24 protein-coding genes are annotated in these 20,369 nt (G+C 69.8%); 14 read left to right on the top strand and 10 right to left on the bottom strand.

The features are described from left to right. The first annotated feature begins 3 nt into the window (after positions 1-3). The 3 genes from NIE79_RS23955 to NIE79_RS23945 are packed head-to-tail and all read left to right on the top strand — an operon-like array spanning position 4 to position 1,663. Positions 4-531: a MarR family winged helix-turn-helix transcriptional regulator gene (locus NIE79_RS23955; RefSeq protein WP_238680703.1), complete on the top strand. Its 528-nt coding sequence runs from the start codon at positions 4-6 to the stop codon at positions 529-531. A 42-nt stretch (positions 532-573) separates the two neighbouring features. Next, a complete protein-coding gene (locus NIE79_RS23950) occupies positions 574-1,104 on the top strand; it encodes a GNAT family N-acetyltransferase (protein WP_238680702.1) in 531 nt (176 codons plus the stop codon). A gap of 52 nt (positions 1,105-1,156) precedes the next feature. Further along, positions 1,157-1,663 carry a polyketide cyclase gene (locus NIE79_RS23945; protein WP_238680701.1) on the top strand — a complete coding sequence of 169 codons (507 nt, stop codon included), beginning with the start codon at positions 1,157-1,159 and terminating at the stop codon, positions 1,661-1,663. Between the two features lie 48 nt (positions 1,664-1,711). On the opposite strand, the gene NIE79_RS23940 is transcribed toward NIE79_RS23945, so the two are convergent. The 5 genes from NIE79_RS23940 to NIE79_RS23920 form a co-directional block, all read right to left on the bottom strand. Then, entirely contained in the window at positions 1,712-2,155 is a 444-nt protein-coding gene (locus tag NIE79_RS23940; protein ID WP_238680700.1) for a hypothetical protein, read from the bottom strand. A 35-nt stretch (positions 2,156-2,190) separates the two neighbouring features. Beyond that, positions 2,191-2,631 (bottom strand): hypothetical protein, encoded by a 441-nt coding sequence (locus tag NIE79_RS23935; RefSeq protein ID WP_238680699.1) that lies wholly within the window; start codon positions 2,629-2,631, stop codon positions 2,191-2,193. 18 nt (positions 2,632-2,649) lie between these two features. Beyond that, positions 2,650-3,189 (bottom strand): SUKH-4 family immunity protein, encoded by a 540-nt coding sequence (locus NIE79_RS23930; protein WP_238680698.1) that lies wholly within the window; start codon positions 3,187-3,189, stop codon positions 2,650-2,652. Next, on the bottom strand, positions 3,186-3,728 hold the full coding sequence (locus NIE79_RS23925) for an SUKH-4 family immunity protein (RefSeq protein WP_238680697.1): 543 nt from the start codon (positions 3,726-3,728) through the stop codon (positions 3,186-3,188). Before NIE79_RS23925 ends, NIE79_RS23930 begins: the two co-directional genes overlap by 4 nt. A 135-nt stretch (positions 3,729-3,863) precedes the next feature. Next, entirely contained in the window at positions 3,864-4,286 is a 423-nt protein-coding gene (locus NIE79_RS23920; RefSeq protein ID WP_238680696.1) for a YbaB/EbfC family nucleoid-associated protein, read from the bottom strand. 205 nt (positions 4,287-4,491) lie between these two features. Between NIE79_RS23920 and NIE79_RS23915 the strand changes: the two genes are divergently transcribed. Continuing rightward, positions 4,492-5,328 carry a hypothetical protein gene (locus tag NIE79_RS23915; protein WP_238680695.1) on the top strand — a complete coding sequence of 279 codons (837 nt, stop codon included), beginning with the start codon at positions 4,492-4,494 and terminating at the stop codon, positions 5,326-5,328. Positions 5,329-5,366: 38 nt separating this feature from the next. On the opposite strand, the gene NIE79_RS23910 is transcribed toward NIE79_RS23915, so the two are convergent. Together NIE79_RS23910 and NIE79_RS23905 are read right to left on the bottom strand one after the other, a co-directional pair. Next, positions 5,367-6,383 carry a sensor histidine kinase gene (locus NIE79_RS23910; RefSeq protein ID WP_238680694.1) on the bottom strand — a complete coding sequence of 339 codons (1,017 nt, stop codon included), beginning with the start codon at positions 6,381-6,383 and terminating at the stop codon, positions 5,367-5,369. Then, positions 6,376-7,071, bottom strand: a complete 696-nt coding sequence (locus NIE79_RS23905) for a response regulator transcription factor (protein ID WP_238680693.1) — start codon at positions 7,069-7,071, stop codon at positions 6,376-6,378. Before NIE79_RS23905 ends, NIE79_RS23910 begins: the two co-directional genes overlap by 8 nt. A gap of 159 nt (positions 7,072-7,230) precedes the next feature. On the opposite strand from NIE79_RS23905, the gene NIE79_RS23900 reads away from it, so the two are divergent. Further along, positions 7,231-8,310 (top strand): NAD-dependent epimerase/dehydratase family protein, encoded by a 1,080-nt coding sequence (locus NIE79_RS23900; protein ID WP_238680692.1) that lies wholly within the window; start codon positions 7,231-7,233, stop codon positions 8,308-8,310. Here the strand turns inward: NIE79_RS23900 and NIE79_RS23895 are convergent. Continuing rightward, complete coding sequence (locus NIE79_RS23895; protein WP_372471777.1) at positions 8,282-9,649, bottom strand: hypothetical protein; 1,368 nt, start codon at positions 9,647-9,649, stop codon at positions 8,282-8,284. The genes NIE79_RS23900 and NIE79_RS23895 overlap by 29 nt on opposite strands. Positions 9,650-9,796: 147 nt before the next feature. Between NIE79_RS23895 and NIE79_RS23890 the strand changes: the two genes are divergently transcribed. From NIE79_RS23890 to NIE79_RS23850, 9 genes are all read left to right on the top strand, one after another. Next, positions 9,797-10,474 carry a glycosyltransferase family 2 protein gene (locus NIE79_RS23890; RefSeq protein ID WP_238680690.1) on the top strand — a complete coding sequence of 226 codons (678 nt, stop codon included), beginning with the start codon at positions 9,797-9,799 and terminating at the stop codon, positions 10,472-10,474. Next, positions 10,471-11,151 carry a TIGR04282 family arsenosugar biosynthesis glycosyltransferase gene (locus tag NIE79_RS23885; RefSeq protein WP_238680689.1) on the top strand — a complete coding sequence of 227 codons (681 nt, stop codon included), beginning with the start codon at positions 10,471-10,473 and terminating at the stop codon, positions 11,149-11,151. The genes NIE79_RS23890 and NIE79_RS23885 overlap by 4 nt, the downstream gene beginning before the upstream one ends. Then, positions 11,148-11,861, top strand: coding sequence for a class I SAM-dependent methyltransferase (locus NIE79_RS23880; protein ID WP_372471776.1), 714 nt, complete (start codon positions 11,148-11,150; stop codon positions 11,859-11,861). The genes NIE79_RS23885 and NIE79_RS23880 overlap by 4 nt, the downstream gene beginning before the upstream one ends. Next, positions 11,858-13,012, top strand: coding sequence for a molybdopterin-dependent oxidoreductase (locus NIE79_RS23875; RefSeq protein ID WP_238680688.1), 1,155 nt, complete (start codon positions 11,858-11,860; stop codon positions 13,010-13,012). The genes NIE79_RS23880 and NIE79_RS23875 overlap by 4 nt, the downstream gene beginning before the upstream one ends. Continuing rightward, positions 13,009-13,434 (top strand): hypothetical protein, encoded by a 426-nt coding sequence (locus NIE79_RS23870; RefSeq protein ID WP_238680687.1) that lies wholly within the window; start codon positions 13,009-13,011, stop codon positions 13,432-13,434. Before NIE79_RS23875 ends, NIE79_RS23870 begins: the two co-directional genes overlap by 4 nt. A 43-nt stretch (positions 13,435-13,477) precedes the next feature. Next, complete coding sequence (locus tag NIE79_RS23865; RefSeq protein ID WP_238680686.1) at positions 13,478-14,317, top strand: S-methyl-5'-thioadenosine phosphorylase; 840 nt, start codon at positions 13,478-13,480, stop codon at positions 14,315-14,317. 66 nt (positions 14,318-14,383) lie between these two features. Then, positions 14,384-14,953: a DM13 domain-containing protein gene (locus NIE79_RS23860; protein WP_372471775.1), complete on the top strand. Its 570-nt coding sequence runs from the start codon at positions 14,384-14,386 to the stop codon at positions 14,951-14,953. A 371-nt stretch (positions 14,954-15,324) separates the two neighbouring features. Continuing rightward, positions 15,325-16,680 (top strand): RICIN domain-containing protein, encoded by a 1,356-nt coding sequence (locus tag NIE79_RS23855; protein ID WP_238680685.1) that lies wholly within the window; start codon positions 15,325-15,327, stop codon positions 16,678-16,680. 68 nt (positions 16,681-16,748) lie between these two features. Next, positions 16,749-18,086 (top strand): ricin-type beta-trefoil lectin domain protein, encoded by a 1,338-nt coding sequence (locus tag NIE79_RS23850; RefSeq protein ID WP_372471774.1) that lies wholly within the window; start codon positions 16,749-16,751, stop codon positions 18,084-18,086. Positions 18,087-18,305: 219 nt separating this feature from the next. Here the strand turns inward: NIE79_RS23850 and NIE79_RS23845 are convergent, their stop codons facing one another. Next, complete coding sequence (locus NIE79_RS23845) at positions 18,306-19,475, bottom strand: PP2C family protein-serine/threonine phosphatase (RefSeq protein WP_238680684.1); 1,170 nt, start codon at positions 19,473-19,475, stop codon at positions 18,306-18,308. Positions 19,476-19,561: 86 nt separating this feature from the next. Further along, complete coding sequence (locus NIE79_RS23840) at positions 19,562-20,368, bottom strand: alpha/beta fold hydrolase (RefSeq protein ID WP_238680683.1); 807 nt, start codon at positions 20,366-20,368, stop codon at positions 19,562-19,564. Position 20,369 lies beyond the last annotated feature (1 nt).

The raw sequence follows: 20,369 nt of genomic DNA, 5'->3' as shown, positions 1-20,369 counted from the left end.
ACAGTGGATGACGACCGGATCGCCGACATCGTTGCTCAGTGGGGTCGCGAGCGACCAGACCTCGATCCCACCCCGTTGCTGATCATCGGTCGCATCCAACAGTTGGCCGCCGTACTCGATGCGGCCCTACGACCGCCGTTCGCCGCGGCGGACCTCGGCAACGGCGACTTCGACGTGCTCGCGGCGCTGCGCCGCGAGGGTGAGCCCTACACGCTCACCGCCGGCCAGCTGAGCCAACGGATGCTCGTGACCACCGGAGCCGTGACCAAGCGGGTGGACCGGCTGATCGCCCGCGGCCTCGTGTCGCGCTCGGTCTCCGCAGCCGACGCGCGCGGCAGGGTGGTCGGGCTGACTCCGGCCGGTGTGGCGTTGACCGACCGGCTCATCGAGGAACACCTGGCCAACGAGGCGGCCATCCTCCGTGGTCTGACCGACAGCGACCGCAGAACCCTTGAGCGCCTACTGGCAGCGATGAATCGGACCCTCAACTCCGGAGATCGTGAACCCGGGAGCCGGGGCCAGGACCGATGATGCCCTCGGTCCTGGCCCCCGCCCTCGGACTACCATTCGGCCATGGACGACACCACCCACGGCATACGTGTCAGACGCGGTGGCCTGGCCGACGCACCCGCCGTACTGGACATGCTCGACTCCGCGGTGGTCTGGATGAATGACCGCGGCAACACCGAGCAGTGGGGCACGACGCCGTTCTCGGAGAAGCCCGAAAGAGCCGAACAGGTCGATCGGTACCTGACCGAGAACCTCCCGTTCATCGCGGAGGTGGACGGGACGCCGGCCGCAGCCCTGGTGTTGCATTCCGGGCCCGATCCGCGGGCACCGATCGCGCCAGCGGAAGAACCCGAGCGGTACGTCCGGCTCCTGGTCTCCGACAGACGATTCGCCGGCCAGAAACTCGGGTCGGTCCTGTTGACACACGCCGTCGAGGAAACCCGGCGGGCCGGCGTGGGGTTGCTACGGGTCGACTGCTGGGCGGGCGGCGGTGGCGAGCTGGTGGCGTACTACGAGCGCCACGGGTTCACTCCCACCGAAACCTTCCTGGCCGGGTCCTGGCCGGGGCAGGTGCTGGCCCAGCGGGTCGATTGAGCCGCACATTCAGGCATGCCGCTGGAGTTCATGCATGGCGCAGGATAAATGCGTGATCGGTGACCGGTGGGGCGTGACCACCAGCGAGACGTTGCGCTCCTATCCTTGCGACGACTTCGTCGTCTCACCCACTCTTCGGGCGTGGCGCGGAGTACGGGTCGACGTGCCCGCCGCAGCGGTGTGGCCGTGGGTGGCCCAACTGAGACTTGCCCCGTACTCGTATGACTGGATCGACAACCTCGGCCACCGCTCGCCTCGACAGCTGGAAGGCCTACCCGCGCCCCAGGTCGGCGAGGCTTTCACTACCGCTGGCGGGCGGAAGTTGGGCAGGATCGTCTCGGTCGACCCCGGCAGGCAGCTGACGAGCACCATCATGGGTGCCTTCATGTCCTACGTCCTCGTGCCTCAGGAGGACAACACGACACGCTTGCTACTCAAGGTCGTCATGCAGACGGCCCGCTGGGCCGCACCCGGGCTGTCCGTCGGCGACCTGATCATGGCTCGACGACAGTTGCTCAACCTGAAGAAGCTCGCCGAGCGCAATGGGCCACGTCATTGAGCCCTGGAATGAATCCTCGTTGAGCTGACCGGAAGGGCGGTGCTGCCGCTAGGAGCGCGTGGCCTGGTACGTCAGGAAATCGCGGGCGTCGGCCTGGACTTGAGGCGATGCCATTGGATGGCTCGCCGCCTCCTGGATCAGTTGCAGCCATTGAGGAGCGTCCGGCGGATTCCCGTTGAGCACGCGGTTGGCCATCCAGACGGTCAACGGAGTCGGTTTGCGCCGCAGCGACTCGACCAGCAAGGGACGGTAGCCACGCCAGGTCTCCAGGGTGTGGACGAGGGGGCCGGGACTACCCAGATCCGCCATGTAGAGGCGTTCCATCACTGCGTAGAGCAGTGGCGCCCACTGCTGAGGGTCGTCCCGCTCGGCCAACTCCGTACAGATCGCGTCGAGCTGGTCGCTGCCATTGGCGTCGAGCCGCGTCACGTCGAAGTCCAGCACGTCGAGTGCCTGCAGTTCGGCCGCGATCTCCGTGAGGTTTCGCCTCATGATCAAAAGTCTACGGCGACCGACGAGACGTCCAGTCAAGTAGTCAGGTAATACCTGTCGAGGAAAGCTGCGTAGTGCCCGGCGTCGTACGACTCCTCCACCCACGCGATCTCGTCGAGGATTTTTCGGGCTTCCTCGGTGCCGAGGGTGACGAGGTATTCCTTGGTCCTGAAAACGCCCGCCCCCAGCATCAACTCCACGTCGACGGCACCGGTTGCGTCCATGCTGGTGCCGCGGGCTCGGTTGACCAGCAACACGTCCTCGACGGCACCAGCGTGCCAGAGCTGGATGGCGCAGATACGCATCAGCTCCGTATTGCCGGGGACAGTGCCCAATCCGGCGTAGGTGTCCGTCTCGTGCCGGATCTCACGTACGAGAAGGTTCCGAACGATCGGGATCTGGTCAGCGCTGACGCGCAGGCCGTAGGCCGCAAGATGCTCCTCGGCGTCCCGCTCGTACTGGTCGTAGATGTCCATCCCCACCGGCCCTGCGTGCTACCCGTTGGTGGATTCCAGCTGATCGAAGGCCATGCTCCACCAGGACTTCGGGTCGGCGAACGCGGACGAGTCGACGCCCATCAGCTCCTCGCGGATAGCGGCGGCGCGGGCGGCGCGAGCCCGACCGCCCGGGTCCGTCGCGATGAGCCCTCCGAGCCGGTAGAGAAACTCGACGAACGCGGCGAAGGTCGCGTTGACCGTCTCGAAGTTGGGGGTCTCCAGGTCCAGCAGTACGACGGCTCCGGTCAGCGCGTCGAGGCAGAAGAGCAGCTGCGGGTCCTCGGGCGAACTGCCGAGGACGATGTGGATGCGCGGGCGGGCCTCGCCGATCTCGATCTTCAGCTTGGAGAACAACTCCATGCCGGAGACGTCGACGTCGACAGTGAACAGGATCGGCACGTCGACCGGGATGGCCCCGAACGGTGGGAAGACCTCTGGCGTCAGTGGGCCGAGGACGTCGTCGAACCGGTCGAGCGGAAAGTAGATCATCCCCTCGGCGCCCCAGAGCGCCGTGAGTTCTTCGTGTGTTGCGGTCAAGCGTCCGTCTCCTCGTCTTCGTCGCCAGGCGTGGTCAGGCCCTGCTCGTCGAGGAAGCCCCACCAATTGTCGTCGTCGTAGCCGACCTCGCCGTACCCGGCGCCGAAGACGTGGTAGGCGAGAAACGAGTCGAGGTCCGGTGCGACTTCCAGGAACGCCTCACGCATGAACCACTCTTCGGCGGTCTCCTCCGGGAAGTACCAGACCGCGCCGGTGTCGCGTCGGATCAGCAGCGGCTCGTCGCCCAACGTGCCGAAGACCAGCCATTCGGCGGGTTCGTCGGCGACGCCGGTGAACTCGGGCATCAGCTCGATGTAGTACTGGATGTCGTCGAGTAGGTCGGTTCCGCGAAGGTCGAACGCGCCGGCTCGGAGGCCGTTGGCGATTTCCAACAACTCCCGGACCGACTGCGGCAGACCGGCGGGAATCTGGTCGGCCGGAGCACCCTCGTAGATCTGGGCCCACACCAGTGTCGCCGGCTGATCCGCCTCCAGGTCGGTGCGCAACTCCGCGATGAGCTCCCGCAACTCGGGGTTCAATCCACCACCTCGGTCCAGATATGCCCGCCGACTTCCCCAGTCTGTTGTGCGGTGTAGAAGCTTCAGATTACTAACGTCGTCGGGGCCGCCGAACGTAGCCGATCCAGCCGAGTGGGATGATCGGCTCGATGCCGATCAGCGAGGTCCTCCTCGGGCCATCCGCTCCTGCGCGTCCGTGAGCGCCTGGAGGAACGCACCGAGCCGCGGCACGGCGGTGTCACGAACCTGTTCCAGCTGCTCGGTGAGCTGCGAGAGGTCGCCGGCGGCCACCGACGGGCCGCCGCCGCGCATCGAGTCGATCGCCGCGTTCACTGCCGCGATCACGTGGTCGCAAACCTCGGCCGAGCTGAGCCGCATCATCCGTGGGTCCAGCGTCAGCGACGCCAGCCGGCCATCAGCGCCAAACTCGGCACGGACCTGCCCCTCGGCGGACTCACCGACCCGACGCAGGCGCGCGGTCTCCTCGTCCTCCGGCGCGGCCCCGGCGGCGCGTAACGCGCCGACCGTCGCGTCCAGCATGCGAGCGAACTCCCCGCTCGCCGGCTCATTCACCGACATGCACCCTCCATCGATCGCGTCCGAGACAGGGCAAAGCGTAGTCAGATCCGGCAAATAGTGTGGACCCGCGATGGCAGACGGTTCATCGAGGATCGTCGAAGGGTGCGAGCCGTCGACGACCTGGGGGACGACGGGGTACACCCAGCGCCTCCGAACCACGGCGCGGGCATCTCCAGCGACACGGACCATCGGCGAGGATGCCCTCGTGGAATCCAACACCTTGCACTGGGCGTCGAGGCGCTACCTGACGCAGCGGTACGACGAGCTATGGGGCGGGTACCGCCAACTGCCCAACGATGGCCGCCACGCCGATGGGTACCACTACACCACGGAGGCGAAGCGGATCTTTCCCCGCTACAACATGGTGGCAGCCATCATCCTCACGGAGGTTGAGCGCCTCGACCCGGACCACCTCCCCGGCATCGACGTGGTGACTCACTACCTCCTCGCCGCTGCCGAGAGCGCGAGCTCATCGCTCACCACGTCAGCGCAGGCCGAGGTTGAGGCAGGTGCCATCGCGGACGAGCGTCGGCTGTTCGCTGCGAACGTGCAGCGGTGGTTGGCACAGCCCCACCTCAGCGTCGACCCGCTCCCGTACCGCCGCGTGCTGACGTCTCAGGAGTCATCAGCCTGGCGCACGTCGCTGCGGCAACGATGGGGTGTGCAGGACGACTGCTGGCACCCCCTGTTGAGCGGCGAGGTTCCACACGACGTGCTGGTGCTGACCGGGGATTCGATGTGGGAGGACGACGGCGTCGACCAGGTCCGCCGGGTGCTGCGAGAGCTGGGCCGCCGTCGGGTGGTCGAGTTGAGTGAGGACGGCGCCGACCACCTGCTGGATGTCGAGATCTTCGCCCCGAGGTACATCGGCCCCGAGGGGCTCTGGAGCGACGAGCATCACGACTGGATCGCCTACGCGTCCCACGAGGGGACAGTGGCCTTCGGCGGCGTGCTCTCCACCGGTCTCGCGACAACCTGGCCCGCCGTCCACAGGTGGCGATGGCCCGGCTGGCACGAGTTGAGCCATGGCGAGCCCACGTAGTCCCCTGGCGAAGCGGCGCCACCTCGGCGAACGCTGCCTCAGGCGGTCGCCAGGCGGACCATGAACTGGCAGCCGTCGGGGGTGTTGCGCACCTCGACCCGACCGCCATGCGCCTGCACCAGGCCATGGACGATGGCCAGGCCGAGCCCTCCGGACGCCCCACCGTCGCCGGGGCCGGGCGTGCGGGCCGGTTCACCACGAAACGCGATGTCGAACAGCCGGGGAAGGTCGGCCGGGGGGATGCCGCCACAGGTGTCGGCGACCGACAGCCAGGCGTGGTCGTCCTCCCGGCCGGCTTCGATGCGTACGGTGCCGTCCTCGGGGGTGTAGCGGACCGCGTTGAGCAGCAGGTTGGCCACGACCCGGGCCAGCTCCGGTTCACTCGCGGCAACAGTGGGCCACCCCGACTCGCTGGCGATGAGCTTGATCCGGCGGGCGTCGGCCAGCGGGGTGGTGCTGGCCAGCGCGTCCGAGACCACCTCTCCGAGCGGCACCGCCGTCAACGACAACCGCAACGCTCCCGCGTTGATCCGGGACAGTTCGAACAGGTCGTCGACGAGTCTGGTCATCCGGTCGGTCTCCAGCCGGATCCGTCGGTGGTACTCGTCGACGGTGTCCGGATCACGAACCACCCGGTCCTCCAGCGCCTCCGCCATGGCCCTCAGCCCGGCGAGCGGGGTCCGCAGGTCGTGGGAGACCCAGGCGACCAGGTCGCGCCGGCCCTTCTCCAGTTGCCGTTCCCGCTCCCGGGCCTGGTCGCGCCAGACGGCGGCGCGGGCCAGCCGCCGGCCGAAGTGCCCGCCGACGGCGAGACTGACCACCGCTGCCGCCGCGACGGTGATCAGGACCACCTCAAGGTCGTGCGCGGAGAGGAACATCGCTTCCGCGACCGCCATCACCCCGACGGCGACGGCAACGACGGTGGTGGTGAGCAGCACGTTGAGGTGCACGGTGATCGAGCTGCGTCGGAGCGCACGGAGCAGGACCGCGCCGGCGAGCCCGACGCCGAGTGCCGCGCCGAGGGCGATCGCGAAGATCAGGAGTACGTCACGCATGGGCCGGCTCGTAGCGGTAGCCGACGCCCCAGACGGTCACGATCCGCTGCGGATCGGCCGGGTTGGCCTCGATCTTCTCCCGCAGCCGGCGCACGTGCACTGTCACTGTCGAGTGGTCCCCGAAGTTCCAGCCCCAGACCTGCTCCAGAAGCTCGGCCCGGCCGAACACCCGGGACGGATGCCGCATGAGGTGGACGAGCAGGTCGAATTCACGCAGTGTCAGCGCCAGATCCGCACCGGCGAGGCGGGCGGTTCGGGAGGCCGTGTGCACCACCAGGTTGCCGTCGGTGAGCGCCTCCGGCCGCTCGGGTGGCGTCGCACCGCCGGCGCGACGGAGCACCGACCGGACCCGCAGCACCAGTTCCCGGGGCGAGAAGGGCTTGGTCAGGTAGTCGTCCGCGCCGAGTTGCAGCCCGAGGATCCGGTCGGACTCGTCGCCGCGCGCGGTGAGCATGACGATCGGTACGCCGTCCGGGCGTACCCGCAGCGCCCGGCACACCTCCAGGCCGTTGATCAGAGGCAGCATCAGGTCGAGTACGACCAGGTGTGGCGCCTGCCGCTCCACCGCCGCCAGTGCCGCCGCGCCGTCCGCCGCGAGGCTCACCTGGAAGCCGTCGTTCTCGAGGTAACGACGGATGACGTCGCTCACGGTCTGATCGTCGTCGACCACCAGCACGCGCTGTGTCACGGACCTTCCCCGTTCCGCCCCGTCAACGTCTCCCCCAGATGTCCATCGGCCCAGCGTAGCCACGCAGCGGGGTCGGCCCGCCCCGGCAAACCTTGCGAGGTTCTTACGGCTGCGTGCGCGAACCCGCGCGGGCGTACGGGAGGTCATACGGTGACCGGAATGCGGATCCTTGTCACCGGTGCTGCCGGGTTCATCGGCTCACACGTCGCCGACCTGCTCGCCGACGACGGGCACGAGGTGGTGGCCGTCGACGCGCTCCTGCCGGAGGCGCACGGTGCGACAGTGCCGCCCTGGACCGAGCGGCACGACCTGGTGGTCGGTGACGTACGGGACAGTGAGCTGCTGACCCGGCTACTGGCCGGGGTCGACGCGGTCTGCCATCAGGCGGCAATGGTCGGCCATGGCATCGACCCGGCCGACGCCCCCCGGTACGCCGCGCACAACGACCTCGGCACGGCCACGGTCCTCGCGGCGATGCACGCCACCGGGGTGCGCCGGTTGGTGCTGGCCAGCTCGATGGTGGTCTACGGCGAGGGCCGCTACCACTGCCCCACCCACGGGATCGTCCGGCCCGCCGGCCGCCGCGCCGTCGACCTGACCGAGGGTCAGTACGAGCCGACCTGCCCCCGCTGCGACCAGGCGCTCTCCCCCGGCCTCGTGCCCGAGGACGCGCCGCTGGAGCCGCACAGCACGTACGCCGCCACCAAGCTGGCCCAGGAACACCTCGCCGGTGCCTGGGCCCGGCAGACCGGCGGATCGGTGTGGGCCCTGCGGTATCACAACGTCTACGGTCCGCGAATGCCTCGTGACACTCCGTATTCTGGTGTTGCGTCGATCTTCCGGTCGGCCCTGGCCGCCGGGCGAGCACCCCGGGTGTTGGAGGACGGCCGGCAACGGCGCGACTTCGTGCACGTGACCGACGTGGCCGCGGCCAACCTGCTGGCCCTCACGACACCGGCACCGGACCCTCTGACCCCGATCAACGTCTGCTCGGGTGAGCCGCACACAGTCGGTGAGCTGGCCCACGAGCTGGCATCGGCCATGGGCGGGCCATCTCCGGTCACGGTCGGGGGCGGTAGGGCGGCGGACGTACGGCACGTCGTGGCCGATCCGGCGCGTGCCGCCCGGGTACTCGGTTTCACCGCCAAGGTCGGCTTCGCCGCCGGCATCGCCGACTTCACCACAGCGGTCATGCGGGATCCAGCGTCGGTCAGGACACCGTCCACAGTAGGTGGTTGACGGCGAGGGCCGTGGCGGCCTGGGTTGCCAACCACCACCGTCGATGAGCGAGCGGCAGGTGCGCGGTGGCGACCAGCAGCCAGACGGCGAACGGTAGCCAGATCCGCTCGACCTCGGCCTTGCTGAGCCCGGACAGGTCCGCCGCGAGCACGGCCGCCGTCGCCGCGACGGGCAACCACACGGTGGGCCCGGCGCTGGCGATCCGCTGCCGGAGGGCCCTCCCGAGCGGTGGGCGCGGTGCGCGGACCGACGCGGCGGCCACCACCGCCCGTCGCAGCGCCGGCCCGACCACCGGGCCGGCCGAGAGCAGCAGGGCGGCGAGATTCGCCCAGACCCAGTAACCGTACGGACGTTCCGCCGCCCAGCCCTGGTAGTAACGACGTGCCACCAGGTGGTAGCCGTCCAGCCACCAGAAGCCGGCGAGGGTGAACACGGCGACGACCGCCGCGACCGCCGTCGCCGCGACCAGGAGCACACCGAGGCGGTCCCGCGCCCGGAGCAGCACCACTGCCAACGCGAGCAACCCGACCAGGACGAACCCGTACGACAGGTAGAGCGCGAAGCCGAGGAGCAACCCGCCCAGCGCTACCCCTGGTCGGCCACCCACCGCCAGCAGCGCGAGCCCGGCCGCGACCACAGCGGCGAAGATCCCGTCCGCGGACGCTCCCACCCAGACCGCCCCCGGGAAGATCACCAGGAACGGCCACACCGCCCGGGCCGCGCCCTCGGCGCCTAGTGCCCGCAACGTCACCGGAACCGACACCGACACCGTGGCGCCGAGCAACACGCAGGCGAGCCCGGCGGCGGTCCCGCCGCCCAGGCCGACCCGCTCCAGCCAGACGAAGAAGAGCAACGCTCCCGGTGGGTGAGCTGCGGCGTGGGTGGACCACGAATCGGGTTGGAAGTCGAGAATCCGGTCGGCGTAGCCGGACAGCATGATGCCGACGTCCGTCACCCGGGGTACCTCGTGCAGGTACTCGGCCTGCACCGTGAGCCGCTCGGTCAACCCCGCGGACCAGCCGTCGACCAGGGCCAGCGACAACGTCCAGAGCAGCGAGGCGAGATAGCCGACCGCCAGCAGCCGCGGCCACGATGTGTCGATTGCCCAGCGCGTGCCCCGCCAGACGATCAGCGCCGCGACGAGCAGCGCGGCTGGGGTGCCGGGCCCCAGATGCGGCTGCCAACTCGCGTAGAGCGGCGCCGCGTCGGCGTGCAGCCGGACGCCCTGATGGTTGAGCAGGGCGCCGACGGCGACGGCAACGGCGAGCAGTGCCACCTCGGCGCCGAGGACGATCAGGTCGGCGGACCGGGGTCGTCCCGGCCGGGTCATATTGGTCATGGTGACGGCCGACGCTACGACCTCCGACCAGGGATTCGACGGCCAGACGGTGAGACGTCAGCGAGTCGTAAGATCCGTTGCCGCGTAAGCGATTCGTAAGGACGAACGGCGGTCCCGACGGCCCGTGGCGGGCCTAGCGTCGCCGGTATGCACACAACGATCGACGTGGTGCTGCCATGTCTGGACGAGGCGGCCGCACTGCCTGCCGTACTGAGCGGGCTGCCGCCCGGCTACCGCGCCATCGTGGTCGACAACGGCTCCACCGACGGTTCGCCGGTCGTCGCGGCCACGTACGGGGCCCTGGTCGTTTACGAGCCGCGACGCGGGTACGGCGCTGCCGTGCACGCCGGCCTGCTGGCGGCGGAGGCGGAGCTGGTCTGTGTGCTCGACGCGGACGGCTCGTTCGACCCGGCCGAGTTGCCCAGGCTCGCCGCGGCGGTGCTCGATGGTCGGGCGGATCTCGCCGTCGGGCGGCGTCGGCCGGTCTCGGCGGATGCCTGGCCGTGGCATGCCCGCACCGGGAACGCGCTGGTCGCCGCCCTGCTGCGGCGTCGCGGTGCGCCGGTGTACGACATCAGCCCGATCCGGGTGGCCCGCCGGGCGGCGCTGCTGGGCCTCGGGGTCAACGACCGCGCGTTCGGTTACCCCCTGGAACTGCTGCTCCGCGCGGCCGGGGCGGGCTGGCGGATCCTCGAACTGGACGTCGCGTACGCGCCGAGGGCCGCCGGCACCCGCTCGAAGGTCTCCGGGTCGGTCCGGGGCACGCTGCGGGCGACCCGGGACTTCGCCGGAGTGCTGCGCGCCGACGCCGGTGGTGGCCGGTGAACGTCCTGCTCCTGGTCGCGAAGGCGCCGGTCCCCGGGCTGGCCAAGACCCGCCTCTGCCCGCCCGCCGATCCCATCCAGGCGGCACGGATCGCGGCGGCGTCACTGTTGGACACGTTCGCGGCGGTGCGCGCCACCGTCTCGACCATTCCCGTGCTGGCCCACAACGGTCGGTTCGCCGATGCCGAGTACGGCGCGGAGTTGACCGCCGCGTTGGCCGGTTGGCACCTGCTTCCGCAGCGCGGCGGCACGTTCGCCGACCGCCTCGCCAACGCCCACGCCGACACCGCTGCGACATTTCCCGGCCTGCCGGTGCTCCAGATCGGCATGGACACCCCGCAGATCCGGCCGGCAGTGCTCACCACCGCGCTGGAGCGGCTCACCGAACACGAGGCGGTGTTCGGGCCGGCGGTCGACGGCGGCTGGTGGGCCCTCGGGTTACGCGACCCGCTGTACGCGAGCGCGTTGCGCGATGTGCCCATGTCGACCGACGACACCGGTCGCCGCACCCTCGCCGCCCTGCGCGGGTACGGCGTACGCCCGGCGATCCTGCCCGTGCTGCGGGATGTCGACGACTGGCCGACGGCGCTGGCGGTCGCGGCCGACCTACCCGGCACCCGGTTCGCGGACGCCGTCGCGTCGGTGGGCGGCCAGTTGCTGAGCGGACACCCCCGGTGACGTCGACGATCAGTCTCGACGGTTTCGACGTGGTGCTGGGCAGACTCGGCGGGTGGTCCGCCGACCCTGACGCCTACAGCACGCCGGTCGGCCCGAGGGCTGCGGCCCCACCCGACCACTGGCTGGTGCACACCGACGGGCGACGTGACCTGTTGCCGGTACGGCGCTGGCACGGCCCGCCCGAACCGGCGATCGAGTCCGTCGCCGCACGCTGCACCGGACCCACTATCGATCTCGGCTGCGGCCCCGGCCGGCTGACCAGGGCGCTCGCCCAGCGCGGCCTCGTCGCACTGGGGGTGGACATCTCCGCCGAGGCGGTGCGTCTGACCCAGGGCCGGGGTGTGGTCGCCCTGCGACGCGACGTCTTCGAACCACTCCCCGGTGAGGGGAGGTGGGCGCATGCCCTGCTCATCGACGGCAACATCGGCATCGGTGGCGACCCGGTCCGACTGCTGCGCCGGTGCGGCGCCCTGATCGCCGCCGACGGAACGCTGGTGGTCGAGGTGGAACCCCCGGGGGCCGGGCTGTGGCAGGGACAGGCGTACGTCCTTTCCGGATCGTCCGGCGAACGGGAACTGCGGGGGCCGGCGTTCCGGTGGGCGCGGGTCGGCGCGGAGGCGGTGGCCCGTGCCGCCGCCGCTGCCGGCCTGCGAGTCACCGACCGTTTCCGGTTCGGTGCGCGCTGGTTCGCCGAGTTGGCGCGCTCATGATCCGGCGGCTCCGCATCCCCGCCCCCGAGGACTTCACCGCGCCCTCGCACTCACCGCAGGTCACCGCCCGGCTCGGCCTCTGGCTCGGGGTGGCGTTCGGGCTGTGTTTCGCCACCGGAGTGCTCAGCCACTACATCCAGCACCCGCCGGGCTGGTTCACCTGGCCGACCCGACCGGTCAGCCTGTACCGGATCACCCAGGGCGTCCACGTGCTCTCCGGTGTCGCGGCGATCCCGTTGCTGCTGGCCAAGCTGTGGAGCGTCTACCCCCGGCTGTTCGTCCGTCCGCCAGTACGTCAGCCGATCCGGTTGTCCGCTCACGCCCTCGAACGGATCTCCGTCCTGGTACTGGTCTGCGCAGCGTTCTTCGAACTGGTCACGGGCCTGTTCAACGTCGCCCAGTCGTACCCGTGGGGATTCTTCTTCCCGACGGCGCACTACGCGGTCGCCTGGCTGGTGGCGGGCGCGATACTGCTGCACGTCGCGGTGAAGCTCCCGATCGCCCGCGCGGCACTGAGCACGCCACTGCGGCGCAGAAGAGCGGTGCCGGGGGCTGACGATCCGAACTCGTCCGAGCGACGCGCGTTCCTGCGTACCTCGGCGGGTGTCGCCGGCATCGCCGTGCTGGCCACCGCCGGCGTAACCGTGCCGTGGCTGCGTCGGGTATCGCCGCTGGCGTGGCGTTCCGCGTCCGGGCCGCAGGGCGTACCGATCAACCGTACGGCGGCTGCCGCCCGCATCACCGTTCCCCCGGACTGGCGACTGGAGATCGTCTGGCCGGGCGGGCGAGAAACCCTGTCCCTGGCCGAACTCGTGGCCCTGCCACACCGCACGGCGGAGCTGCCGATCGCCTGCGTCGAGGGCTGGAGCGTCTCCGCCAACTGGACCGGCGTGCCAGTCGTCGAGCTGCTCCGCTGGGCTGGCGCACCGACCGGCCGACCGGTTCGGATCACCTCACTGGAAACGGACGGCCTGTACGCGGCCAGCACTCTGCCTGCGGCCCATGCCCGCGACCCGCTGACCCTGCTCGCCCTGCGGATCAACGGCGAGCAGCTGTCGCCCGATCACGGTTACCCCTGCCGGCTCATCGCGCCGAGCCGGCCGGGCGTTCTGCAGACGAAGTGGGTGGCCCGGCTGGAGGTGCTGCGGTGAGAGCCGTCCGGCTGCTCCTGTTCGTGGTCGGTGCCGCGGCCACCGCGTACGGCGGCTGGTTGTTGCTCCCCCAGTTCGACACCGCCCTGCCGTGGCTGATCGGCGGCCCGGTGCTGCACGACGTCCTGGTTGCACCGCTGGTCGGGTTGGTCGGGTTGGTGCTGGGTCGACTGGTGACGAACCGGTTGCGCCGGGCCTGGATTACCGCGGGCCTGCTGGCCAGCGCCACGTTGCTGCTGATCGCGGTGCCCCTGCTGTGGCGACCGCCCTCGGCACCTGCCAACCCGGGCCTACCGGACCGCGACTACCCGCTGGGGCTCACCGTCGGGCTGGCTGTCCTCTGGGCCGCGATTGTGATCGTCCTGGTCGCCGCCACCACTGTCGACCGGCGCGTCGCGAGCCGCCGAACCGACAGTCAGTGAGTCGGCCCCACCCGTTTCCACTCGTCGCCCAGGAGGGGTACCCATGTCAGCAGGAGACATCAGCACGACCGATCGCCCACCGATCGGTGTGATCGGCGGATCGGGGTTCTACGAGTTCCTCGACGACGTCGCCGAGGTCACCGTCGACACTCCGTACGGACCGCCGAGCGACTCGCTGTCCGTCGGTAGTGTCGCCGGGCGGCCGGTGGTGTTCCTGCCCCGCCACGGGCGCGGGCACACCCTCCCCCCACACCGCATCAACTACCGGGCCAACCTGTGGGCGCTGCGCGCACTTGGCGTCCGCCAGGTGCTCGCACCGGGTGCCGTGGGTGGCCTGCGACCGGAGCTGGGCCCGGGGACCCTCGTCGTACCGGACCAACTGGTCGACCGGACCACCGGCCGGGAGCAGACCTACTACGACGGACGGCCCCGCGCGGACGGGCAGCTCCCCCGGGTCGTCCACGTACCCTTCGCCGACCCCTACTGTCCGGTCGGGCGGGCCACGGTCCTCGACGCCGCCCGATCCGCCGGTTGGCAGCCGGTCGACGGTGGAACCATGGTCGTCATCGAAGGGCCCCGGTTCTCCACCCGCGCCGAATCGCTGTGGTTCGGACGGGAGGGCTGGTCGGTCGTCGGCATGACGGGCCACCCGGAAGCGGTCCTGGCCCGCGAACTGGCGCTGTGTTACACAGCGCTGTCCCTGGTGACCGACCTCGACTCCGGCGTCGAGGTTGGTGAGGGCGTGACCCAGCAGGAGGTGTTCACTGTCTTCGCCCGCAACATCGATCGCCTGCGCCTCCTGCTCGCCGACGCGGTGAAGACGTTGCCGGAGGACCAGGGGGCCTGCCGGTGCGGACAGGCGCTGGCAGATACGGAGCGGTGACCGTCGTAAGAGTTCCGCAAGGGTTCGCGAACAGTTCGACAGCGGCGGCGGCCGTAGGCTGCGAGGGTGAGAAAACGGATGTTCCGGTCGTCGGTGGTCCGAGCCGGTCTCGCAGCCGCTGTCGTCGTGGCGATGCTGGGCCTCTACTGGTTCCAGCCGTGGAAGCTGTTCACCGACACCTACGTCGACGAAGCGGTTCCCCGCGTGGCGACGACATCGGCCACCCCGCCCCCGGTGTCCGCGAGCCCGACCCCCGTGGCCTCGGCGGTCACGCCCGCGGCGAACGAGATTCTGACCGTCGGTGAGTTCGTCACCCATGAGCACCGGACGACCGGCAGCGCCGAGATCCACCGGCTCGCCGACGGGCGCCACCAGCTCGTCATCCGGGACCTGAACACGTCGAACGGTCCGGACCTGCGGGTGTGGCTGACCGACCAGCCGGTCATCCGGGGCACGGCCGGCTGGCGGGTGTTCGACGACGGCGAATGGGTCGAGCTGGCGAAGCTCAAGGGCAACAAGGGCAACCAGGTGTACGAGCTGCCGGAGTCGGTGGACCCTCGCGACTTCCGCAGCGTCTCCATCTGGTGCAAGCGGTTCGCGGTCTCCTTCGGCGCGGCAGATCTCACGAGCGCCTGACCGGCCACCCGGCCCGCAACCTGCCGGACACGGCATTGACATCTTTCACTGCGCGATCTAGCGTCGGGGCGAATCGATTCGACGCCGAGTCAGGTGCTCCGGCACCGTCGGGCGAACGGTCGCATGGTGTTCGGGCGCACGGTGTGGCCACCATCGATTCGGCGACCGGCTGGTCCTGCGTGGGCGGCGAGACCAGTGGCGGAGACCTGTGTCGATGAGCCGGCCGGGCACCGTCGGCACCTCGCCTCGTCTGGGAGTCGTCCGCGGCGAACGTGGTCGATGGCGGTGACCAGCGGTGGCGCGTCGTGGCGGCGTGCGGGTTGCCGTGGACCCCTTTCCATCAGTCCGTGCCGAGTGGCGGGAGCCCCTTCATGACAAGACGTAGACCCATCCTTGGATTGCTTGCGACGGCGGCAGCCGTCGTCGTGACAGTGAGCGCGGGGGCACTGGCCGGCGCTTCGAGCACCACCGCGTCCGCCGCGACCATCGGAGCGGCCGCGGCGACCGCCGGGTGCGGCAAGGCACCCACGTTGACCAGCGGCCAACGGTCCATCCAGAGCAGCGGTCAGAACCGCAGTTTCATCCTGAGGATTCCTGACAACTACGACAGGAACCACGCCTACCGGTTGATCTTCGGATTCCACTGGAACGGCGGCACCGCAAACGACGTCGACGGCGGTGGGTCCGACGGGGCGGCCTGGTCCTACTACGGGCTGCGGCAGCAGGCGAACAACAGCACCATTTTCGTCGCCCCCCAGGGCAACGGCAACGGCTGGGCCAACCCCGGCGGCCAGGACGTCACCTTCGTCGACGACATGATCAGGGTGATCGAGGCAGACCTCTGCGTCGAGACCACGCAACGCTTCGCGCTCGGCTTCAGCTACGGCGGCGGCATGAGCTACTCGCTGGCCTGCTCCCGGCCAAGCGTCTTCCGCGCTGTCGCTGTCTACTCCGGCGGGCAGCTCAGCGGGTGCGGCGGCGGCACCCAGCCGGTCGCGTACATGGGGATCCACGGCATCGGCGACGCGGTGCTCAACGTCTCCGCCGGACGGTCCCTACGTGACACGTTCGTGCGCAACAACGGGTGCACCGCACAGAGCCCACCCGAGCCGAGGGCGGGCAGCCTGACCCACATCACCACCACCTACTCCGGCTGCCGGTCCGGCTATCCGGTGGTCTGGGCCGCCTTCGACGGCGGGCACACCCCCGGCCCGGTGGACGGCGGCGGGGACAGCGGCGCCAGGACCTGGACCAAGGGCGAGGTGTGGAGGTTCTTCACCCAGTTCGGTGGCAGCACCGACCCGACGACACCGCCACCGACCACCACCCCGCCACCGAGCGGCACGTCGCCCCTGCGCAGCACGTCCTCCGGACGGTGCCTCGACGTCAACGGCGCCTCGCAGACCAACGGCGCGGCGGCGATCATCTGGGACTGCCACGGTCAGAGCAACCAGAACTGGACCTCGACCGCCGCCCAGGAGCTACGCGTCTTCGGCGGTAAGTGCCTCGACGTCAACGGCGCCGGCACCGCGAACGGCAGCTCGGTGATCATCTGGGACTGCAACGGCCAGTCCAACCAGAAGTGGCGGCTCAACACCGACGGCTCGATCACCGGAGTTGGCTCGGGCCGGTGCCTGGACATGGTCGGCAACGGCACTGCCAACGGCACGCGCGTCCAGATCTGGGACTGCACCGGCGCGGCCAACCAACGCTGGAGCCGGAGCTGAGCCCGGCGAGGTTCCCGGGACGGGGACCGACCCAACGGATGTTCCACCACCCACAAGGAGGCTCAACCGTGCCACTTCGCAAACTCTCCACCCCCTGGCTGGGGGTAGCCATGGCGGTCATGCTTCTCATCGCCGTCGGAACGTACGTCCTCACGACAGTCGCACCGGCGGCGGCGGCCACCACAGCCGGCTGCGGCAAGGCGCCCGGACTCAACAGCGGCACCCACACCATCCAGAGCAGCGGGAAGAGCCGCAGCTTCATCCTTCGGCTGCCCGACAACTACAACAACACCTACGCCCACCGGCTGGCCTTCGGGTTCCACTGGCTGGGCGGCACCGCCAGCCAGGTCGCGGGCGGTGGCTCCGACGGAGCCGCGTGGGCCTACTACGGCATGCAGTCGCAGGCGAACAACACCACCATCTTCGTCGCCCCGCAGGGCCTCAACAACGGCTGGGGCAACTCCAACGGTGAGGACGTCACCTTCACCGACGACATGATCCGGATGATCGACAACGCTCTCTGCGTCGACACCACCCAACGCTTCTCGGTCGGGTTCAGCTACGGCGGCGCGATGAGCTACTCGTTGGCGTGTTCCCGGCCGACGGTGTTCCGTGCGGTCGCGGCAATCGCGGCCCCGGGGGCGATCAGCGGATGCAGCGGCGGCACCCAGCCCGTGGCGTACCTGGGGATCCACGGCATCAACGACAACATCCCCAGCGGACGGTCGCTGCGCGACAGGTTCGTCCGCAACAACGGATGCGCCGCACAGAGCCCGCCCGAGCCGAGGGCCGGCAGCCTGACCCACATCACCACCGCGTACTCCTGCCAGCCCGGATACCCGGTGCTCTGGGCCGCGTTCGACGGCGGCCACCAGCAGGGCCCGGTGGACGGGTGCGCCGGCTGTGAGAGCGGCGCGCGGAGCTGGGTCAAGCAGGAGGTGTGGCGGTTCTTCACCCAGTTCGGGTCGGACGTGCCGCCCACCACTCCCCCGCCGACGACCCCGCCGCCAGGGCAGCAGAACGTCCTGATCGTGGGGAGCCCGTCCGGCCGGTGCATCGACATCCCCAACTCGAGCACCGCCAACGGCGCCCGCCCGCAGCTGTGGGACTGTCACGGTGGCACCAACCAGCGCTGGACCCACACCGCCAACCGCACCCTTACCGTCTACGGCAACAAGTGCCTGGACGCCAGCGGCGCGGGCAGCAGCAACGGCACCGCGGTCCTCATCTGGGACTGCAACGGCCAGGCCAACCAACAGTGGAACCTGAACTCCAACGGCACCATCACCAGCGCCCAGTCGGGGCTGTGCCTCGACGCGGTCGCATCCGGCACGGCCAACGGGACGCAGCTTCACCTCTGGGCCTGCCACGGCGGCGCCAACCAGCAGTGGGCCAGGCGCGCCTAGTACCGCACGAGGCGACGCCCGCCAGGTCGCAGACGCGCCGCCCGGGTCCTGTCCCGGGCGGCGCGGTGCCGTCAGGCGGTGGGAGCGGCGGAGACCGAGACGTGCGCGGTAACGATCCAGCCGACGGGCAGGCGTACCCAGTCCGCGGGTCTGCCGACCGGATCCGGCGAAGATCGCGGCCCGACCGAACGCCTGTCGCTGACGAAGACCACCGCGCGGTCAGGCTCGGTGGGAGGGGGCACCGATGGCCAGGACAGCGGTGTCGTCGGTGAGTCCGGTGCCGAAGGTATCGAGGAGAGCGGTGACGGCGGTGACTGCTGCGGCGGCGGTCGTGGGAGCAAGAGAGCGGGCAAATCGGGCGAGGGCCGCCGTTCCGTAACGGCCGTCGGTGGTCTCACTGCCGACGGGACGCGCCTCGGTGAGTCCGTCGCTGTAGAGCAGCAACGTGTCGCCAGGGTTCACCACCACCGTGGTGTTGGTGTATCGGGAGTCCGGGAAGGCCCCAACGATGCGGCCCTTCGTGGGGTGGTAGTGGATCGAGCCGTCGGCCCGCAGCAGCAGTGGCTCCGGGTGCCCACCACTGGCGATGACAGCGGTGAAGCCGCCGACGGCCGTCGTGGGTGTGAGGATGCCGAACACGACGGTGCAGTAGCGGGCGTCCTCGCGGTATTCCTGCCAGAGCACCGTGTTGAGGTTGCGCAGCGCGGCAGCGGGGTCGGGGTCGTAGACGGTTGCGGCCCGCAACGTATAGCGGGCCAGGGCGGTGACGGCAGCCGCTTCGACGCCCTTGCCGCTGACGTCGCCAAGGAAGAACCCCCAGCGGCCGTCGACGAGGGGGAACAGGTCGTAGAAGTCGCCGCCGACATGGTCGGTGGAGGCCGCCCGGTAGTACGCGGCGCTGTCCAGTCCCGGCGGAGTCTGCAGCACGGCGGGGAGAAGACTGCGTTGGAGCTTGCCGACGAGGTGCCGCAGCCGTTCGTCCTCGCGTTCGGCGGCCTTACGGGCATCGAGGAGCTCTCGTTCGTAGGCACGGCGCATCTTGGCGTCGAAGATCGCCGTCCGGATGAGTTGGGGTTGACCCTCGCTGCCGGCCTTGACGATCGACGTGACGAGGACCGGCATCCGGGAGCCGTCCTTGGTACGGAGTTCGAGGGACACACCGCCGATCTCGCCCTGCATGGCCAAAATCGGCGCGAAGTGGGTCTCGTGGTAGATCCGGCCGCCACCGGTGAGGAGATCGCTGAAGCGGCGCTGACCGACGAGCTCCTCGCGGCGGTAGCCGAGCCACGTCAGCAGGGTGCCGTTGATCTTGGCGATGGTGCCGTCCAGGAGGGTGGACAGGTGCCCGCAGGGCGCGTTCTCGTACAGGTCCTCGAGGTCGTCCTCCAACAGGGCAGGAAACCCGGCCTCACTCGGCTGGGCACTCCTGCCATCGCCGGGACCCTGACCGTGAGGGTCGTGCCCCGCAGTGGCGGTCATCGGTAGGCGGCCCTGCAAAACGACGTGATCGCCGCGGCGGTGGCCTCCGGCGCGCTCAACTGGGGGCAGTGCCCGGTCGCATCCAAAGTCACGAGCCGACTTCCGGCTATCTGCGCATGCACGAACGCGCCGACCTCGGGCGGTGCGATGGCGTCCTGAGCACATTGCAGGATCAACGTGGGAACCTTCACCGCGGCGAGATCCGCACGGTTGTCGGACAGGAACGTCGCACGGGCGAACACCTGCGCCATCGCGGGATCCGTCCGGCAGAAGCTCGCCGTCAGCTCCTCCCCCAGCTCCGGCCGCTCCGGGTTGCCCATGATCAACGGTGCCATGCTCGACGACCAGCCGAGGTAGTTGCTCTCGAGTGAACCGAGCAGGTCGTCGATGTCGTCGCGGGTGAAACCGCCTCGGTAGGTTTCGTCATCGATGTAGCACGGTGAGGGTGTGACCAGGACAAGCGCGGAGAAGCGGTCCGGTTCGCGGTTCGCCGCGAGGACCCCGATGCTCGAACTGACCGAATGCCCAACGAAAATCGGCTGCTGGAGGTCGAGATCCTGGCAGATGCTCAACACGTCGTCGGCGTAACCGTCCAGGGAGGCGTACCGGTCAGCGTCCCAGGCCGCCGGATCGGCTCTGCCCGATCCGACGTGATCGAACAACACCAGCTGGGCCCATTGTCCGATTTCGGCTGCCACATGGCGCCACATGTGCTGATCGCAGCCGAAGCCGTGCGCGAGCACAACGGTAGGCCCGCCCTCACGACCGGTCACCACCACGTTGTTGCGGTTGCGTACACGCATT

This window comes from Micromonospora trifolii, assembly GCF_022229005.1.
Lineage (GTDB): Bacteria > Actinomycetota > Actinomycetes > Mycobacteriales > Micromonosporaceae > Micromonospora > Micromonospora trifolii.
The sequence above is the reverse complement of the archived record's forward strand: the minus strand, read 5'-3'. Positions and strand labels throughout refer to the sequence as shown.

Excerpts from the sequence above, each read along its gene's own strand:
- NIE79_RS23865 (WP_238680686.1), top strand. The coding sequence starts at position 13,478 with ATGTCAGCAGGAGACATCAGCACGACCGATCGCCCACCGATCGGTGTG.
- NIE79_RS23910 (WP_238680694.1), bottom strand. The coding sequence starts at position 6,383 with ATGCGTGACGTACTCCTGATCTTCGCGATCGCCCTCGGCGCGGCACTC.
- NIE79_RS23890 (WP_238680690.1), top strand. The coding sequence starts at position 9,797 with ATGCACACAACGATCGACGTGGTGCTGCCATGTCTGGACGAGGCGGCC.
- NIE79_RS23950 (WP_238680702.1), top strand. The coding sequence starts at position 574 with ATGGACGACACCACCCACGGCATACGTGTCAGACGCGGTGGCCTGGCC.
- NIE79_RS23935 (WP_238680699.1), bottom strand. The coding sequence starts at position 2,631 with ATGGACATCTACGACCAGTACGAGCGGGACGCCGAGGAGCATCTTGCG.
- NIE79_RS23855 (WP_238680685.1), top strand. The coding sequence starts at position 15,325 with ATGACAAGACGTAGACCCATCCTTGGATTGCTTGCGACGGCGGCAGCC.
- NIE79_RS23920 (WP_238680696.1), bottom strand. The coding sequence starts at position 4,286 with ATGTCGGTGAATGAGCCGGCGAGCGGGGAGTTCGCTCGCATGCTGGAC.
- NIE79_RS23840 (WP_238680683.1), bottom strand. The coding sequence starts at position 20,368 with ATGCGTGTACGCAACCGCAACAACGTGGTGGTGACCGGTCGTGAGGGC.
- NIE79_RS23875 (WP_238680688.1), top strand. The coding sequence starts at position 11,858 with ATGATCCGGCGGCTCCGCATCCCCGCCCCCGAGGACTTCACCGCGCCC.
- NIE79_RS23900 (WP_238680692.1), top strand. The coding sequence starts at position 7,231 with ATGCGGATCCTTGTCACCGGTGCTGCCGGGTTCATCGGCTCACACGTC.
- NIE79_RS23940 (WP_238680700.1), bottom strand. The coding sequence starts at position 2,155 with ATGAGGCGAAACCTCACGGAGATCGCGGCCGAACTGCAGGCACTCGAC.
- NIE79_RS23895 (WP_372471777.1), bottom strand. The coding sequence starts at position 9,649 with ATGACCAATATGACCCGGCCGGGACGACCCCGGTCCGCCGACCTGATC.